The organism is Desnuesiella massiliensis (assembly GCF_001403615.1).
GTDB lineage: Bacteria > Bacillota > Clostridia > Clostridiales > Clostridiaceae > Desnuesiella > Desnuesiella massiliensis.
The window spans coordinates 543072-559147 of sequence record NZ_LN879456.1 but is presented as its reverse complement, the minus strand read 5'-3'; the positions used below and the strand labels follow the sequence as shown (position 1 = coordinate 559147).

The 16076-nt window shown below is 31.6% G+C and carries 17 protein-coding genes, 5 tRNA genes and 2 other annotated features; of the genes, 4 read left to right on the top strand and 18 right to left on the bottom strand.

From position 1 onward, the window contains the following. Positions 1 to 18 precede the first annotated feature (18 nt). From BN2665_RS13385 to ytxC, 10 genes are all read right to left on the bottom strand, one after another. Positions 19 to 618 (bottom strand): cell division protein ZapA, encoded by a 600-nt coding sequence (locus tag BN2665_RS13385; protein ID WP_055667606.1) that lies wholly within the window; start codon positions 616 to 618, stop codon positions 19 to 21. 145 nt (positions 619 to 763) lie between these two features. After that, a complete protein-coding gene (pheT, locus tag BN2665_RS13380) occupies positions 764 to 3142 on the bottom strand; it encodes a phenylalanine--tRNA ligase subunit beta (RefSeq protein ID WP_055667605.1) in 2379 nt (792 codons plus the stop codon). Between the two features lie 13 nt (positions 3143 to 3155). Beyond that, a complete protein-coding gene (gene pheS / locus BN2665_RS13375; RefSeq protein WP_055667604.1) occupies positions 3156 to 4175 on the bottom strand; it encodes a phenylalanine--tRNA ligase subunit alpha in 1020 nt (339 codons plus the stop codon). A 47-nt stretch (positions 4176 to 4222) separates the two neighbouring features. Beyond that, positions 4223 to 4439 (bottom strand) — a binding site (T-box leader). A 54-nt stretch (positions 4440 to 4493) separates the two neighbouring features. After that, positions 4494 to 5273 carry a TrmH family RNA methyltransferase gene (locus BN2665_RS13370; protein ID WP_055667603.1) on the bottom strand — a complete coding sequence of 260 codons (780 nt, stop codon included), beginning with the start codon at positions 5271 to 5273 and terminating at the stop codon, positions 4494 to 4496. Between the two features lie 26 nt (positions 5274 to 5299). After that, positions 5300 to 5962: a potassium channel family protein gene (locus tag BN2665_RS13365; protein WP_055667602.1), complete on the bottom strand. Its 663-nt coding sequence runs from the start codon at positions 5960 to 5962 to the stop codon at positions 5300 to 5302. Between the two features lie 12 nt (positions 5963 to 5974). Next, positions 5975 to 7321 (bottom strand): TrkH family potassium uptake protein, encoded by a 1347-nt coding sequence (locus BN2665_RS13360; protein ID WP_055667601.1) that lies wholly within the window; start codon positions 7319 to 7321, stop codon positions 5975 to 5977. Between the two features lie 129 nt (positions 7322 to 7450). Then, entirely contained in the window at positions 7451 to 7810 is a 360-nt protein-coding gene (gene rplT / locus BN2665_RS13355) for a 50S ribosomal protein L20 (RefSeq protein ID WP_055667600.1), read from the bottom strand. 28 nt (positions 7811 to 7838) lie between these two features. After that, a complete protein-coding gene (rpmI, locus tag BN2665_RS13350; RefSeq protein WP_055667599.1) occupies positions 7839 to 8036 on the bottom strand; it encodes a 50S ribosomal protein L35 in 198 nt (65 codons plus the stop codon). Positions 8037 to 8058: 22 nt separating this feature from the next. Next, positions 8059 to 8571: a translation initiation factor IF-3 gene (gene infC / locus BN2665_RS13345; RefSeq protein WP_055667598.1), complete on the bottom strand. Its 513-nt coding sequence runs from the start codon at positions 8569 to 8571 to the stop codon at positions 8059 to 8061. Between the two features lie 35 nt (positions 8572 to 8606). After that, positions 8607 to 8723, bottom strand: a sequence feature (ribosomal protein L20 leader region). 42 nt (positions 8724 to 8765) lie between these two features. Beyond that, entirely contained in the window at positions 8766 to 9656 is an 891-nt protein-coding gene (gene ytxC / locus BN2665_RS13340) for a putative sporulation protein YtxC (protein ID WP_055667597.1), read from the bottom strand. 190 nt (positions 9657 to 9846) lie between these two features. On the opposite strand from ytxC, the gene BN2665_RS13335 reads away from it, so the two are divergent. Then, a complete protein-coding gene (locus tag BN2665_RS13335; protein WP_055667596.1) occupies positions 9847 to 10545 on the top strand; it encodes a DUF6873 family GME fold protein in 699 nt (232 codons plus the stop codon). Positions 10546 to 10661: 116 nt separating this feature from the next. Here BN2665_RS13335 and BN2665_RS13330 read toward each other — a convergent pair. From BN2665_RS13330 to BN2665_RS13295, 8 genes are all read right to left on the bottom strand, one after another. Continuing rightward, positions 10662 to 10735 (bottom strand) — tRNA-Cys (locus tag BN2665_RS13330). 4 nt (positions 10736 to 10739) lie between these two features. After that, positions 10740 to 10814 (bottom strand) — tRNA-Gly (locus BN2665_RS13325). A gap of 4 nt (positions 10815 to 10818) precedes the next feature. Continuing rightward, positions 10819 to 10894, bottom strand: a tRNA-Phe gene (locus BN2665_RS13320). A gap of 9 nt (positions 10895 to 10903) precedes the next feature. After that, a tRNA-Asp gene (locus BN2665_RS13315) sits at positions 10904 to 10980 on the bottom strand. 5 nt (positions 10981 to 10985) lie between these two features. Continuing rightward, positions 10986 to 11061: transfer RNA gene (locus tag BN2665_RS13310), tRNA-Val, on the bottom strand. 143 nt (positions 11062 to 11204) lie between these two features. Then, positions 11205 to 12086 (bottom strand): Hsp33 family molecular chaperone HslO, encoded by an 882-nt coding sequence (gene hslO, locus BN2665_RS13305; protein WP_055667595.1) that lies wholly within the window; start codon positions 12084 to 12086, stop codon positions 11205 to 11207. A gap of 17 nt (positions 12087 to 12103) precedes the next feature. Next, positions 12104 to 12838, bottom strand: coding sequence for a class I SAM-dependent DNA methyltransferase (locus BN2665_RS13300; RefSeq protein WP_055667594.1), 735 nt, complete (start codon positions 12836 to 12838; stop codon positions 12104 to 12106). An 84-nt stretch (positions 12839 to 12922) separates the two neighbouring features. Then, entirely contained in the window at positions 12923 to 13189 is a 267-nt protein-coding gene (locus BN2665_RS13295) for an alpha/beta-type small acid-soluble spore protein (RefSeq protein ID WP_055667593.1), read from the bottom strand. Positions 13190 to 13392: 203 nt separating this feature from the next. Between BN2665_RS13295 and BN2665_RS13290 the strand changes: the two genes are divergently transcribed. Genes BN2665_RS13290 through dapB form a run of 3 tightly spaced genes read left to right on the top strand, consistent with a single transcriptional unit; the run spans position 13393 to position 16055 of the window. After that, the gene (locus BN2665_RS13290) at positions 13393 to 14385 is read left to right on the top strand and encodes an aspartate-semialdehyde dehydrogenase (protein ID WP_055667592.1); all 993 of its coding nucleotides are present in this window, start codon (positions 13393 to 13395) and stop codon (positions 14383 to 14385) included. 16 nt (positions 14386 to 14401) lie between these two features. After that, positions 14402 to 15280 (top strand): 4-hydroxy-tetrahydrodipicolinate synthase, encoded by an 879-nt coding sequence (dapA, locus tag BN2665_RS13285; RefSeq protein ID WP_055667591.1) that lies wholly within the window; start codon positions 14402 to 14404, stop codon positions 15278 to 15280. 19 nt (positions 15281 to 15299) lie between these two features. Further along, on the top strand, positions 15300 to 16055 hold the full coding sequence (gene dapB, locus BN2665_RS13280; RefSeq protein WP_055667590.1) for a 4-hydroxy-tetrahydrodipicolinate reductase: 756 nt from the start codon (positions 15300 to 15302) through the stop codon (positions 16053 to 16055). Positions 16056 to 16076 lie beyond the last annotated feature (21 nt).

The window sequence follows — 16076 nt, the reverse complement described above, 5'->3', positions numbered from 1 at the left end:
GAAGTCTTTAAAGACTTCTTATTCCACATTATCTTTTAATAAAGGATTTTTTTGTTTTTTGATTTTTACTAAGTCAATTTGATTATCTAAAAACTTATTCTGCAAATCAATTAATTTATACTTATAAGTTTGCAGTTGAAATTTTATCTCCTTATTCTGTGCAAGCAGCTCCTTATTTTGAACTATACACTCTTGAGCAGACTCCTGCATAGCATCTAATTGAACCTGTAAATTGCTTATTTCTTCTTGTTGTTTTTTTACAATATTAGGATCTTCAAGAGTGAGCATTTTATTTCTTAAATCTTCATTAGTACTTTGAATTTCTTTTGTTTGATGCTTTAGAGATTCAAGTTCATCTCTAAGCTTTGTTTCTATCTCTTCAAAATGCTTTACTCTATATAATAACTCATTATAATCCTCTTTTAACTTAAAAAGATCATCTACTGCATTTACTGCAGATAGTACTGCAGCGGAAGAAGAACTCAACTTGGCGTTATTATCTAATATGTTTTTCATTTTTTTATCTACATAGTTAGCTACCTTGTTTAAATATTCTTCACTCTCATGGCCCTTTAAATTATATTCTATGCCATTTATTCTTACTGTTATAACGTTCATCTAAACACCCTCTTAGATAAATTCATAAAATACATATTTATATTCTATCATAAATTCTACCCATATAAAACATGAAATTAAGCATCTTAAATAAAATAACTAGCCAAATATATCAGTAAATTGACTAGTTATTCTAAAATATGCCTTATCTTAATTGTGCTCCTAATTTATATTCTAATGAACGTAATATTTTTTCATGCACTTTATTTACCTCATTATCTGTCAAGGTCTTATTATTATCTCTATAAACTATAGCATAAGCTACACTCTTCTTACCTTCAGGAATTTGCTTTCCCTTGTATATATCAAATAATTTTACGGACTCTAATATACTACCACCTTGCCTTACGATAACCTCTTCAATATCTTGAACAAGTATACTATCATCTATAAGTATAGCAATGTCTCTGGTCACTGATGGAAATTTAGGTAACGGCCTATAATTTTTTTCTAGATTAGATAGCGCATATAATTTATCCAAGTTAAGTTCTGCCATAAAGCAGGATGTGTCTACACCGTAATTATCGCAGACATCTGGATGAATTTCTCCTAATATCCCTATATATTCTTTACCAATATAAAGGTCTGCAGTTTTTCCTGGATGGAAAGTAGCATTTTCTGACTGTCTTTTAAAGCTTACGGATTTTATACCTAATACATCTATTATATTTTCTACAACACCCTTTAAATCAAGATAATCTACTCCACCATAAATCCCCAGTGTAACCATATTAACTTCCTTAGGTAATTTATTTGGATCTGTATTAGGGATATATACTTTTCCAAGTTCAAATAATCTTGCTTCTTCATTGCTTCTTGAGTAATTTCTTCCTAATGCTTCCATCATTGAAGCAATGGTTGTTGTTCTCATAACACTAAAATCCTCACCTAAAGGATTTCTTATCTTTAAACAAGTTCTTAGTTCACTTTCCTGTGGTAGATTTATATTATCAAAGGTTCTTGGACTGACAAAAGAATAGCTAATAGCTTGATTTAAGCCTGAAGATAATAATGTGTTTATTATCATGTCATCCATTTGTTGTTTAATATTTTTACCACCTTTTAAACTATTGGTTTTTATTATAGTAGTAGGTATATTGTCATAACCATATATTCTAGCTACTTCTTCAGCAACATCTTCTCTAATTTCTATATCATTTCTAAAGGTTAGAGAAGTTACAATCAAATCCTCTCCCTCAATTTCTGTGGTTAAATCTAAGCTATCTAAATATTGCTTCATAGCTTCTTTTTCTATTTCTGTTCCTAAGAATTCATTGATCCACTTAGAGTTAACCTGTAATTTTTTTTCTTCTCTTTTTTCCAAGCAAATGTCAATAGTATCTTGCATTACTTCTCCAGCGCCTAACTCTACTGCTAAATTACAAGCTCTGTCCATAGCCATTTGAACCAAATTAGGATCAATATCTTTTTCAAATCTAGAGGAAGACTCAGTTCTTAATGCTAGCTTCTTAGAATTAATTCTTATATTAGTGCCTTCAAAATTTGCACACTCAAAAATCACTTCTTTGGTATCTTCCTTTATTTCAGAGTCTAGCCCTCCCATAATTCCTGCCAAGGCGATAATTTCTTCACCATCTTTTATACATAGTATTTCATTATCTAAATTTCTTTCAACCTCATCTAAAGTAGTAAACTTTTCATCATTTTTCGCTCTTTCTACTACAATAGAGCCAGTTTTGATCTCTCTCTTATCAAAAGCATGCATTGGCTGGCCTAACTCTAACATTACAAAATTGGTTATATCAACAATATTATTTATAGGTCTAACACCTGCATCCATTAATCTTTCTTGCATCCAACTTGGAGAAGGCTCAATCTTTACATTTTTCAGCCCTCTAGCCATATATCTTTTACAGAGATTATCTCTAACATCTACTTTTAATATATTATTTATACTCTCGCTACTTTTAACTTCAAAACTAGTACTTGGCATATTATACACTGTACCTAAAGTAGCCGCAGTTTCTCTAGCCATACCAACAACACTTAAGCAATCTGGCCTATTTGATGTAATCTCAAAGTCTATAATAGCATTATCTAATCCTAAAACCATCTTAATATCTTTGCCTAAAGGAGTTTCTTTAGGCAGAATCATTAGCCCATGCACTTCAATATTTTCAGCAATACCTAACTCTTCCTCTGAACACATCATACCATTAGATACTATTCCTCTTAGCTTACCTTTTTTAATTTTCATTCCATTAGGTAAACTAGCTCCATGTAAAGCTACAGGGACAATATCTCCCTCTTTCATATTGTTAGCTCCAGTAACTATTTGTACTAGCTCCTCTTCTCCTACATTTAATTGACAAACAACTAATTTATCCGCATCTGGATGAGGCTCTATCTTTTCTATTTTTCCTGTTACTACATTGATTATATCATCACCTTTTGTAATAACCTCTTCAACTTTAGAACCTGACAAAGTTAATTTGTCTCCAAGCTCTTTAGCACTTATATTTATTTCAACATAATCCTTTAGCCATTTATAAGGTACTTTCATTCCTGCCGCCTCCTTAGAACTGATTTAAAAATCTCATATCGCTTTCATATAATAATCTTATATCATCTAATCCATATTTAGTCATTACCATTCTGTCAACTCCAAATCCGAAGGCAAAACCGCTATATATCTCAGGATCTATACCACAGTTTCTTAGCACTTCAGGGTGTACCATCCCGCAGCCCAATAGTTCAATCCAACCGCTACCTTTACACACCCTACATCCTTCACCTTGGCATACAAAGCAAGTAGCGTCCATTTCTGCTGAAGGCTCTGTAAAAGGGAAATGATGTGGCCTAAATTTTGTTTTAACCTTATCACCAAACATTTTTTTTGCAAACATCTCTAAAGTTCCCTTTAGGTCTGCAAAGGTTATGCCTTTATCCACTACTAAGCCTTCCATTTGATAAAAAATAGGTGAATGAGTTGCATCCGCTGCATCTGATCTATAAACTCTACCTGGAGAAATCATCTTGATAGGAGGCTTCTCATTCTCCATAACCCTTACTTGAACAGGAGAAGTTTGAGTTCTTAATACTATATTGTCATTAATATAAAATGTGTCTTGTTCACTCCTTGCAGGATGATTTTTAGGTATATTTAAAGCTTCAAAATTATAATAATCTAACTCTACCTCTGGTCCTTCTTCTATGGAAAATCCCATAGATATGAATATTTCCTTCATATGCTCTAAGGTTAAATCTATAGGATTTCTCTTACCTAAAAATCTTTTATTTCCTGGTAAAGATATGTCTATTACTTCCTTTTCTAACTTAGCTTGTTTTTCCTGATTTTTAATATGAGTAAGAGCTTCCTCTATTTTTCCTTCAATGATTTCTCTTACCTCGTTAGCAACCTTTCCTATAACAGGTCTCTCTTCTTGAGTTAAAGCTCCCATTCCTCTAAGTATAGAGGTAAGTTCTCCTTTTTTACCTAGATATTTTACTCTTATATTTTCAATTTCATTGCTAGATGAAATTTTGCTGATTTCACTTACAGCTGCTTCCTTAATTAATTCTAATTTTTCTTTCATCAATATTCTCCTTTCTAAATTTTTTACAAAAAAATAAAACCCATCCCGAAAGGGACGGATTCATCCGCGGTACCACCCTAGTTAGTAATTAAAAAATCACTCACTCTTTAATTTAACGCTTATAGCGCTAATAGCTACTATTTTATTTCACTATTAGGACTCCAGAGTGAACTTCAATATGATGTCTAATAAAAAAGCTTACAGTCTATGGCTTTTTCTCCCTGAAAAAGACATTACATTTACTCTCTCTTTCACAGTCGGTATCTATTATATTTTAATACTTGTCATTATACCTATTGTAAAGTTTTTTTTCAAGTACTATTTAATATTTTGCCTAACTATTTCAAACATCATTATAGAAGAAGCTACTGCTACATTTAAGGATTCTGCTTCTCCTGGCATTGGTATTTTAAGCTTTATATCAGCCAAATTATAAATAACTTCACTTACACCATTACCTTCATTTCCAACACAAATAACTAGCTTTCCTTTTAGTTTTTCATCAAAATAGTTTTTATTAGTTTGCAGGCTGCTCACTATGAATTTAAATCCCTGCTCTTTAAGCTTAAAGATAAACTCCATGTCCTCATCCTCTATTATTGGAACATAAAAAATTGATCCCATAGTAGAACGTAAAGTTTTTTCATTAAATACATCTACAGTACCTTTTGTTAAAATAACGCCTAAAGCACCGCTAGCATGAGCTGATCTTATTATAGTGCCTAAATTGCCGGGATCTTGAACCTTATCTACTAGTACATAAAAACCTTCCTGAAAGTCAACTTCATGTGGTTTAATGTTTATTACAGCAGCTACACCTTGAGGATTTTCAGTACTGCATAAACTATCAAATAAAGAATCTTTAAGAATGCTTACTCTACTTTGTGGAAAATCATATTCTTCAACGCTATTTATAAATTTTTCTTTACTAGATTCTTTAATAAACACATTATCTACGGAGTAATTTGATTTTATTGCTTCCTCAAAAAATCTTAATCCCTCAATAAAAAACTGCTTTTTTTCTCTTCTATGCTTTTTTTCTTTAAGTTTTCTTACTTCCTTATATAACGTGTTATCCTTACTAGTTATAGTATTCAAATTTTCACCTCAATTATATGAAAATTTTATCTAGATATTATATTTTCTAATTTTGTTAAATCTTCCGTAGAACCTATAGCTACAACGATATCCCCAGTTTCTATCATATCATCTGCATTGGGTGATACATTTATCTCGTCATTTCTTTTAATAGCCATAACATTTATTCCATGATTGGCTCTTACATTTAACTCCCTTAAGCTTCTATTATACCAATCCTTTGGAGCTTCAATTTCAATAATACTATAATCTGGTGAAAGTTCTATATAATCAAGGATATTTGAAGATACTAAATTATGTGCAACTCTTACACCCATATCCTTTTCTGGAAGTATAACCCTATCAGCCCCTATTTTATATAAAACCTTAGCATGTAACTCACTTTGGCCTTTGCATATAATATACTTAACTCCTAACTCTTTTACAATCAACGTAACCATTACACTAGCCTGCATATTTCCACCTATAGTGATTACAGCCACATCAAAATTTCTAACGCCTAAAGTTCTTAAAGCATTTTCATCCATAGCATCCATTTGCACAGCATGAGTAACACTATCGGATATTTCCTGAACCAAATTCTCATCTTGGTCAATAGCTAATACATCGTGACCTAATGCATATAGCGTTTTTGCTACAGAAGTTCCAAATCTACCTAAACCAATAACCACATATTGTTTGCTTGACATAATAAGCACCCCTTATCCAACTAATATTTTATCTTCAGGATATTTAATTGAAGAATTACTCTTTTTATTTGCTAAAGCTAGTATAACAGTCATAGGACCTACTCTTCCGCAATACATAGTAAGAATTATTAAAATCTTTCCTATAAAACTTAACTTTGTAGTCAATCCTAAAGTTATTCCTACAGTACCGAAGGCTGATGTAACTTCATACAAAATATATTCAAAGCTAGCCCCTACCTCAGTAATTGACAGTATCATTGTTACTCCAATAACCAAAGTTAGAGCTAATGTAGAAAGGGCAAAAGCCTTGTATACCAAATCCTTAGGGATCTTCTTTTTAGATATCTCCGTATCTTCCCTACCCTTTATAATAGATACAATAGTCATTAATAATATGGCTGCTGTTGTAGTTTTTATTCCACCAGCTGTAGATCCTGGCGAACCTCCTATAAACATTAAGATTATAGTAAGAAATCTACCAGCCATAGACATATCCGCTGTAGAAATTGAATTGAACCCTGCAGTTCTAGGAGTGACAGAGGCAAAAATAGAAGATAGTATTTTACCTTTGAAGCTCATATTTTTCATGGTTCCTGGATTATTAAATTCAAATAAGAACATTAGAATAGCCCCCCCAACTATTAAAGAAATAGTCATGAGTATTGCTACTCTTGCATGTAGAGATAATTTTTTTAATCCTCTATAATTATAGATCTCTAACCATACAGAAAATCCCAATCCACCTATAGCAATTAAAGATGCAATAGTTAAAATGATTACAGGGTTTTCAGCATAGGAAGTCAAGCTTGAAAAATTACCTATTAAGTCAAAACCGGCATTACAAAAACCCGAAACAGCATGGAAGATACTAAAATATATACCTTTTCCCAAACCGTAATCCGGAATAAATTGAGTAGATAGCAATAACGCACCTATAATTTGCACAGAAAAAGTAAATACAAGAACATATTTTGCCATCTTCACAAGTCCCTGAATATTAAAGGTATTCATTGCCTCTTGTAATACAAGTCTTTCTTTTAAAGTAATTTTTTTGCCTAGTAATAATGCAAATAAAGTAGCAAAGGACATAAAGCCTAATCCACCAATCTCTATTAAAAACATTATCACAGTTTTACCGAAATAACTCCAGTGTGTTCCAGTATCCACTGTAACTAGCCCAGTAACACAAACCGCTGAAGTGGATGTAAATAAACTGTCAATAAAATTAGTGCTAGTACCATTGGAAGAGGAGATAGGTAAGGTTAAGAGTATTGCACCTGTAAATATTACTAAAGCAAAACCTAAAGCCAATATTTGTACAGGATTTAATTTTATATTTTTAGTTATAGTAATTTTCATTATGCTTCACCTCAAAGCATTGTTATTTTGACTTTAAATATTATTTTATACTAATATATGTATTTTACAAAATATCCTATAGCTTAATAAGATAAAATAAAATGCGACTTTACGCCGCATTCCTTTATTTTATGCATTTATATGCTTTTTTGCAATTTCTACTAATTCTGAGAAAGCTTTTGGATCATTTATAGCTATTTCAGATAGCATTTTTCTATTTATATCTAAGCCTGCTAGCTTTATTCCATTCATGAATCTTGAATAAGAAAGACCATTCATTCTTGCACCAGCATTTATTCTTGCGATCCATAGCTTTCTGTAATCTCTCTTCTTTAATCTTCTTCCTACATAAGCATTTCTTAATGCTCTTATAACTGTTTCGTTTGCTGTTCTAAACAACTTGCTTTTTCCACCATAATAGCCTTTTGCAAGCTTTAACACTTTTTTATGATTCTTACGAGCATGCACAGCTCTTTTAACTCTTGCCATTTTGTAAACCTCCTATCAGTAATATCTATTATAGATATGGTAATAATTTCTTCATTACTTTTTCTTGTGCAGTTGAAACATAAGCAGTCTTTCTAAGATTTCTCTTTCTCTTAGAAGATTTCTTAGTTAATATATGGCTTTTGAAAGCCTTAGCTCTCTTTAACCTTCCACTTCCTGTTAATTTAAATCTTTTAGCTGCTCCTTTATGAGTTTTCATTTTTGGCATGATAAAATCCTCCTCTCAAGTATTATGCTTTTTTTGGAGCCAAAACCATGGTCATGTTTCTACCCTCTAGTTTAGCTGGTTTTTCAACAATACAAACATCTTCTACTTTAGCTAAAAACTTTTCAAGTATTTTAGCCCCTATATGAGAATAGTCTGCTTCTCTCCCTCTAAATCTAACGGTTACTTTTACTTTGTCTCCATCAACTAAAAATTTTCTAGCATTGTTAGCCTTTATCCCTATATCATGTTCTTCAATAGTAGGGCTAAACCTTATTTCTTTAATGTTTACAATTTTTTGCTTCTTTTTAGCTTCTTTTTCTTTTTTAGATTGCTCATATATGAATTTCCCAAAATCCATTATTCTGCATACAGGTGGGTTGGCATTAGGTGATATCATTACTAAATCTAATTCTTTTTCTTCAGCAATCTTCAAAGCTTCTCTTGAAGGAATTATACCTAATTGACCACCATCATCTGCAATAACCCTTATTTCTTTTTCTCTTATTTCTTCATTAATAAGAAATTCTTTACTAATATTTTTTCACCTCCACTATGGATTAAGGCTATAGAATAAATAAAAAAGAACGGCATAAGCCGTTCTCTATTATTAAAATCAGAATAATAATAACATCCTTAACCTTACTAGCCTTGCTGTAAGGTGAGAAACGGCTGTTTCTTCTTAACACAATGTTGATTATATCAGCATCTAAAATTCTTGTCAACACCTTTTCAAACTTTTATTTCATCTTTACTACAAATTTTGCATTGGTTACAGATATGCACTCTATCCCCAAACACATTATTTATAGTTTGAATTATCTCTTTATTGGTACAATTTTGTATCCCATGAATTATTATTCTTTTTGGTGAGTTTGTAATAAGCCCGCTGATTATTATATCTTCTATATTTATACCGCCATTTACAAATCTAGAATCCAAAAGTTCATTTAAAAATTCTTGAAATATATCCTTGCCAAAATTATCTTTTATTTCATAACTTCCACCTTTTACTATCACTATATTAACTTCTTCTAATTTACTATCTTGAATATCAACAAAATATTTTAAAAGCTTTATAAACTCGTTGTATTCTTTTTCCACCATATACTTTTCAACAATCTTATCTACAATGCTCTCTATATCATCAATTAACTCTTTCATTCTAAAAGTAATAAACCCATCGATATTTATTTCTTGATTTTCTTCTATACAATCTTTTATTCTCTCTACAATACTATTCTTTCTATTCATACAGTACACATCATTTTCATCACTAATAGTAAAATCCACTAATAAATCAGTTATTTTTTCTTGAATATCACAAATTTCTTCATGTTTTAGAAAAAAATAAGTGTCATTAATAAATTCATACATCTCTTTTTTCTTAAAGATATCTATAACAATCTTATATATTACATTACTCATATATAAGTTTACCATATCCCTCAACTTCTCGCTATAGTCACTTTCATCGCATAATATTTTTATGAAGTGAGTATTTCTTTCTATGCTTTCGCAGATCCCTAATACTATATTTTTTGATTTTAAATGGTTTCTTAATCCTTGTATTTCGTCTATTATATCTTCATTATTTTCATAAGCTACTTTTAGTAAAAGCATCTTTTCTCACTCCCTTCTTACACATAGTATGTGTTTAAAGATGAGGTATATACAAAAAAATAATAACAATTCTCGACAGATAAGATTTTAGATCTTTCGCAGTATATATAGTATAATTGAATATAAGTTTAATATATTGAAAGTGTTTTTCTATAAAACATAGGTAAAAATTTAGAGGTGAATAAAAAAAATGAAAAGTGCTATAGTAGACTTTAGAGTTTCAGAAGAAGAGATAAATAATTTAAAAAATTTAAATTTAAATATAATTAAGTGCCCTAAATGTGAAAAATTATATGATGCAGTCTGTGGTCATCCTGATATGCAGATCCATGTATTAGACAAAACAAAAGTTTTAGTTCACAAAACCATGGATAAAAATTTAATAGAAGAACTTATAAAATTAAATATTTCTATTATCTTTTCTAATAGAGAGTTAAAAAGAAGTTACCCTGATAATGTTATATTAAACGCTGTAAGCTTAAATAATTACTTTATACATAATTTAAAACATACGGACGAAAATCTTTATACCAATAGAAAGGATTCGATTCTAATAGATGTAAAACAAGGATACACAAAATGTTCTACAGCGATATTATCAGAAAAGGCTATTATGACTAGTGATGTTTCAATTGCGAAAAAATTAGTTAACTATCACATTGATGTGCTATTGCTTCCACCAGGTGATATAGAGCTACCAGGACTAAACTATGGATTTATTGGAGGTTGCTGCGGACTTATTGACAAACATCATATGGCTTTTTTTGGAGACTTAGATTGTTATGCCTATAAAAAAGAAGTGGCTCAATTTCTAAAAAAGCATAAAATAGCTCCCTTATTCCTAAGAAAAGGCAAATTGATAGACAGAGGAAGTCTTTTTATAATCTAGGAACTTATATGCATAACAGCAAAAGCACTGAGTTTTAATTCAGCGCTTTTATTTAATCAATCCTAATGCTAAAAATTAAAACCTTTGGAAATTAACATTTCCAAAGGTTTTATGATTGGAGGCGCCACCCAGATTTGAACTGGGGATAAAGGTTTTGCAGACCTCTGCCTTACCACTTGGCTATGGCGCCATAATGGAGCGGAAGACGGGATTCGAACCCGCAACTTTCACCTTGGCAAGGTGACACTCTACCATTGAGTCACTTCCGCTAGCTGGTGGCTAGACCAGGAATCGAACCAGGGACACGAGGATTTTCAGTCCTCTGCTCTACCGACTGAGCTATCTAGCCTGGAAAATATGGCGACCCAGAAGGGACTCGAACCCTCGACCTCCGGCGTGACAGGCCGGCACTCTAACCAACTGAGCCACTGGGCCATTAATGGTGGGCACAACAGGGATCGAACCTGTGACCCTCTGCTTGTAAGGCAGATGCTCTCCCGGCTGAGCTATGCGCCCTTGTGTAACTGCGACACATCTATTATTATATAACCTGCTCTTTAAAAAGTCAATATATGTTTAAAAAACTTTTAATTAATAATTTGAAAAAGTGCCATTAAAAACTAAGATTTTTAATGGCACAAATAAAGCATACTAATTCTCTACTTCAATTTTTTTATCAATTCCCCTATTTCTTCATTAGTGAAAACATAGTTTTTATTACAAAAATGACATTTTAGTTCTTCACTTTTTCCTTCATTGTAAATTTCATTTAAATCTTTTTCTCCTATGCTAATAAGGGCCTTTTCCACCTTTTCTCTTGAACAATCACATTTATATTGAGGAACTATTGACTCCATTATATTTAGGTCCATTCCATCAAAGATAAATTCCAATATCTCTGTAATATTCATACCTTTTGATATCATTTCAGTTATTGGAGGTGTTTCCTGTAATCTGTACGTAATTAAATCAGCCAGCAATTCCTCTGCATCAGGCATCATTTGAATAATAAAGCCACCAGAAGCTCTGATGCTCATATCTCTATCTACTAAAACTCCTAAAGAAACTGCTGAAGGGGTTTGCTCTGAAACTGTGAAATAATAAGCAAAGTCCTCAGCAACTTCACCAGAATATATAGGTACTTGTCCTACATAGGGTTCTTTCAATCCCAAATCTCTTATAACTAATAAATTACCTTTTCTACCGATAGCTCCGCCCACATCTAATTTTCCTTTTTCATTTAATGGTAGATCTACCTTTGGATTACTTATATAGCCTTTTACCCCTGCATCACTATAGGAAGTTACTACTATACTCCCAGCCTCTCCGCCTCCTGATATTTGAAGCGTTACTACATCTTTTTCGCTTTTAAGCATAGAACCCATTAAGGAACCACCTGTCAACATTCTTCCTAAAGCAGCGGCTGCTGTGGGAGTACAATTATGTATTTCTGTTGCCTCACTAACTAAATCAGTAGTTATTGCAGCAACTATTCTAATCATTCCATTTTTTGCAGTAGCTTTTACTAATATATCCTTCATGTTTATCCCTCCATAATCTACTTTAAAACATAAACTAATCTCTCTGTAGTTTCTTCTATTATATTGCTATTATAATCATCAAATTTTTCAACAATAGTAAGCCCACATTCAGATAGTATACTATCTATAAATTCTTCAGTGTAGGCTCTCTCTATGTGCTGCTCATCAAATCTTTCATATAAATCATCGTTTTTAACAAAAAACGTTAAGCTCATTTCTAAAATATCATCTTCAAAAAAGTTTTCCCAGCAATAAAAAACCTCACTATCGTCATAAGTATAGGTATTATTAGACATGACCTCACTTAACTTATAATAAGAATTTATATCAAAAATAAAAATTCCATCATCGCTTAAATGTTTTTTTACGTTTAAAAAGTACTCTTTTAAGGCTTCAATATCTACAATATAATTAGTAGAATCCAAAATACAAGTAATCAAATTAAATTTCTGATTTAGATTTAGAGAAGCCATATCCTGATGTACTAGCTTACATTTTAATTTACTCTTTCTAAATTTATTATCTGCTTGCATTAACATGTCTTCAGAATTATCTACAATCCATATATTTTTAAAATATGGAGCTATTCTTATTGACATATTACCTGTACCACAAGCTAAGTCCAGATAATTTTGCATTTCCACATTATATTTTTTACAAATATCTAATATTTTCTTTTCATATTTTTCATAGTTTATATCTTCATATATCAATCTATCATATATTTCTGCAAATTTATTGTAACTCCCCATCTTAACCACCACAATTCACCTTAAAATTAAATTCATACTCTTATAATATCACCTTAATAATATTATATATAAAACCTTAATTAGTCAATGGATACCCCCTTTAATATCATTAATAATTTCATAATTCTTAGGCATATTCATAGACTTTTTACGCTTTGTCATTATTCCGCCAATTCTTCCACTTTCCTCTGCTGTTAATCCTCCCCATCCAAATTCGTCCACTTTTTCTTTTAACCCTAACTCTTCAGCTATTTCATATTTAATTTTTTCTCTAAGCTTTTCTACTTCACTTAATTCTTTATTAGCCTTAATCTTGGCCTTTATTATTTTTTTCAGCGGTGTTTTTCCCATAAGTTCTACCCCCTGCTTCTTTTCGGTAATATTTCATATTAATAATTATTTATGTCCTGTTTTAATTTATATTTTTCACTAACTAAAGCAGCTTTATTCACTAACATATTAAATTTTTTAATAAATGCTTTTAGCAAAGTATATATTTTTCACCTATATAGTTATATAATATAGTAAAGAAATTTTTAGGAGGGATACTATCCATGAATTATAATGTAGCAGTAGTTGGAGCCACAGGAATGGTTGGAAGAAAATTCATCGAAATTTTAGAACAAAGAAACTTTCCAGTAAACAATATTTATTTTTATGCCTCAAGTCGTTCTGCAGGTACAAAAATACAATTTAAAAATACAGAAATATTAGTAGAAGAATTAAAAGAAGAAAATATTAAAAACAAAAAAATTGATTTTGCACTTTTTTCAGCTGGTGGAGATACTAGCTTAGAATTCGCACCTATATTTACTAATTATGGCTCTATAGTAATAGACAATAGCAGCGCTTGGAGAATGCACCATGAAGTCCCTTTAGTGGTTCCGGAAGTTAATCCAGAGGATATAAAAAAGCATAAAGGAATTATTGCAAACCCAAATTGCTCTACAATACAAGCAGTAGTAGCTTTAAAGCCTCTTCACCATAAATATGGCATTAAAAGAATAATTTATTCTACTTATCAAGCAGTATCTGGTGCTGGTATGAATGGTCTTAATGATTTGCTTGAAGGTTATAATGGTCAGCCTCCAAGGAAATTCTCTCACCCTATAGCAGGAAATCTTCTTCCTCATATTGATGTTTTTACTGAGAATGGATATACAAAAGAAGAACTAAAGATGATTAATGAGACAAAAAAAATACTTCATGATGATTCTTTAAAAATAACCGCTACTACTGTTAGAGTTCCTGTAGCTTACGGTCATAGTGAAAGTATAAATGTAGAATTAAATAATGCTTATGAACTAGAGGATATTTTTGAACTCTACGAGGAGTGCGCAGGAATTGTTTTAAAAGATGATTTAGCGAATTTAGTGTACCCAATGCCTATTGAAGCTGCTGGGAAAGACGAGGTTTTTGTAGGTAGAATCAGACGAGACTTTAGCATTGATAACGGATTAAATCTTTGGGTTGTAGCCGATAATATCAGAAAAGGCGCAGCTCTGAACGCCATTCAAATTGCCGAATATATAATTAATAATAAATAGAAAGGTTGGATGAAATATGTCTTTATTTAAAGGCTCAGGCGTAGCAATTGTTACTCCTTTCGATGAAAATGGAGTTAATTTTAAAAAACTTGAAGAGTTATTGGAGTGGCATATTAAATCTGGTACAGACGCAATCATAGTATGCGGAACTACCGGCGAAGCCTCTACCATGTCAGAGAATGAAAGAAAAGAAACCATAAAATTTACTGTAGATATAGTTAATAAAAGGATTCCAGTAATCGCTGGCACTGGAACCAACAACACCGCAGCTTCCATATCTATGAGCAAATGGGCTGAAAGCATTGGAGTAGATGGATTATTAATAATTACACCTTACTATAATAAGACTACTCAAAAAGGTTTAGTTGAACACTTTAAGGCTATAAACGACTCAGTAAATATACCAATTATAGTTTATAATGTACCTGGTAGGACAGGTATGAATATCTCTCCAAAAGCTTTATTGGAAATATCAAAGTTTAAGAATATAGTAGCTATAAAGGAAGCCAGTGGAAATATAAGTCAAGTGGCAGAATACAAAGCTTTATGCGGGGATAAAATAGATATTTACTCTGGCAACGATGACCAAATTATCCCGATTTTATCTCTTGGTGGTATAGGTGTAATTTCTGTTGTAGCTAATATTATCCCAAAAGAAGTTCATGAAATGTGTAAATTATATCTAGATGGCAATGCTAAAGAAGCTCTTGACATACAATTAAAAACTTTATCTTTGACTAACGCTTTATTTATTGAGACTAATCCAATTCCGGTGAAAACTGCCATGAATTTAATGGCACTAAACGTAGGTGAACTGAGATTGCCCCTATGTTCTATGAGTGAAAATAATTTAAATGTATTAAAGGAAGAGCTATCTAAATCCGGTCTTATATAATTAACTTTAGGAGGTATTTATGGTAAAAGTCATTTTAAATGGTTGCAACGGAAAAATGGGAAGAGTAGTACAACAATGCGCTAAAAATGGTGAAAAACTAAAAATAGTAGCAGGCATTGATAAAAACTATGAAACCTCATCTACCTTTCCTATATTTAATAGCATAAAGGAGTGTTCTTTAGATGCAGATGTGATTTTAGATTTTTCTAGGTCTGAAGCCTTAGATGGATTAATGGAGTATGCGTTAAAACACAACAAAGCAGTAGTTTTATGTACTACCGGATATAACGAAAACCAATTACAATATATAAGTGAATGCAGCAAAAAACTTCCTCTTTTCAGATCTGCTAATATGAGTATTGGTATTAATTTAATTAGCTCTATATTAAAGTCCATTACGCCAGTTTTATTTGAAAATTATGATATTGAAATCATAGAAAAGCATCACAATCAAAAGGTAGACTCTCCTAGCGGTACTGCTTTGCTATTAGCTAACGCAATAAAATCTTCTATTAAAGAAGAAACTGAATTTGTTTACGGCAGAGAAGGAAATGCCAAAAGAGAGCATAAAGACATAGGCATTCATGCTGTTAGAGGCGGAAATATCGTAGGCGATCATGAGGTTATATTCGCTGGAGCTGGAGAAGTTATTGAAATCACTCATAAGGCCATATCTAGAGAGGTATTTGCCCTAGGCGCTCTTAAGGCTTGTGAATTTATGGCTAATAAACCTGCCGGTCTTTATTCTATGAATGATGTTTTAAATTTAAAATAGTAAAAAAGATTGGGAGTCTAA

Excerpts from the sequence above, each read along its gene's own strand:
- BN2665_RS13290 (WP_055667592.1), top strand. The coding sequence starts at position 13,393 with ATGAATTATAATGTAGCAGTAGTTGGAGCCACAGGAATGGTTGGAAGA.
- BN2665_RS13295 (WP_055667593.1), bottom strand. The coding sequence starts at position 13,189 with ATGGGAAAAACACCGCTGAAAAAAATAATAAAGGCCAAGATTAAGGCT.
- BN2665_RS13385 (WP_055667606.1), bottom strand. The coding sequence starts at position 618 with ATGAACGTTATAACAGTAAGAATAAATGGCATAGAATATAATTTAAAG.
- ytxC (WP_055667597.1), bottom strand. The coding sequence starts at position 9,656 with ATGCTTTTACTAAAAGTAGCTTATGAAAATAATGAAGATATAATAGAC.
- BN2665_RS13365 (WP_055667602.1), bottom strand. The coding sequence starts at position 5,962 with ATGTCAAGCAAACAATATGTGGTTATTGGTTTAGGTAGATTTGGAACT.
- pheT (WP_055667605.1), bottom strand. The coding sequence starts at position 3,142 with ATGAAAGTACCTTATAAATGGCTAAAGGATTATGTTGAAATAAATATA.
- rplT (WP_055667600.1), bottom strand. The coding sequence starts at position 7,810 with ATGGCAAGAGTTAAAAGAGCTGTGCATGCTCGTAAGAATCATAAAAAA.
- dapB (WP_055667590.1), top strand. The coding sequence starts at position 15,300 with ATGGTAAAAGTCATTTTAAATGGTTGCAACGGAAAAATGGGAAGAGTA.
- hslO (WP_055667595.1), bottom strand. The coding sequence starts at position 12,086 with ATGAAGGATATATTAGTAAAAGCTACTGCAAAAAATGGAATGATTAGA.
- dapA (WP_055667591.1), top strand. The coding sequence starts at position 14,402 with ATGTCTTTATTTAAAGGCTCAGGCGTAGCAATTGTTACTCCTTTCGAT.
- BN2665_RS13300 (WP_055667594.1), bottom strand. The coding sequence starts at position 12,838 with ATGGGGAGTTACAATAAATTTGCAGAAATATATGATAGATTGATATAT.
- BN2665_RS13335 (WP_055667596.1), top strand. The coding sequence starts at position 9,847 with ATGAAAAGTGCTATAGTAGACTTTAGAGTTTCAGAAGAAGAGATAAAT.
- pheS (WP_055667604.1), bottom strand. The coding sequence starts at position 4,175 with ATGAAAGAAAAATTAGAATTAATTAAGGAAGCAGCTGTAAGTGAAATC.
- BN2665_RS13360 (WP_055667601.1), bottom strand. The coding sequence starts at position 7,321 with ATGAAAATTACTATAACTAAAAATATAAAATTAAATCCTGTACAAATA.
- rpmI (WP_055667599.1), bottom strand. The coding sequence starts at position 8,036 with ATGCCAAAAATGAAAACTCATAAAGGAGCAGCTAAAAGATTTAAATTA.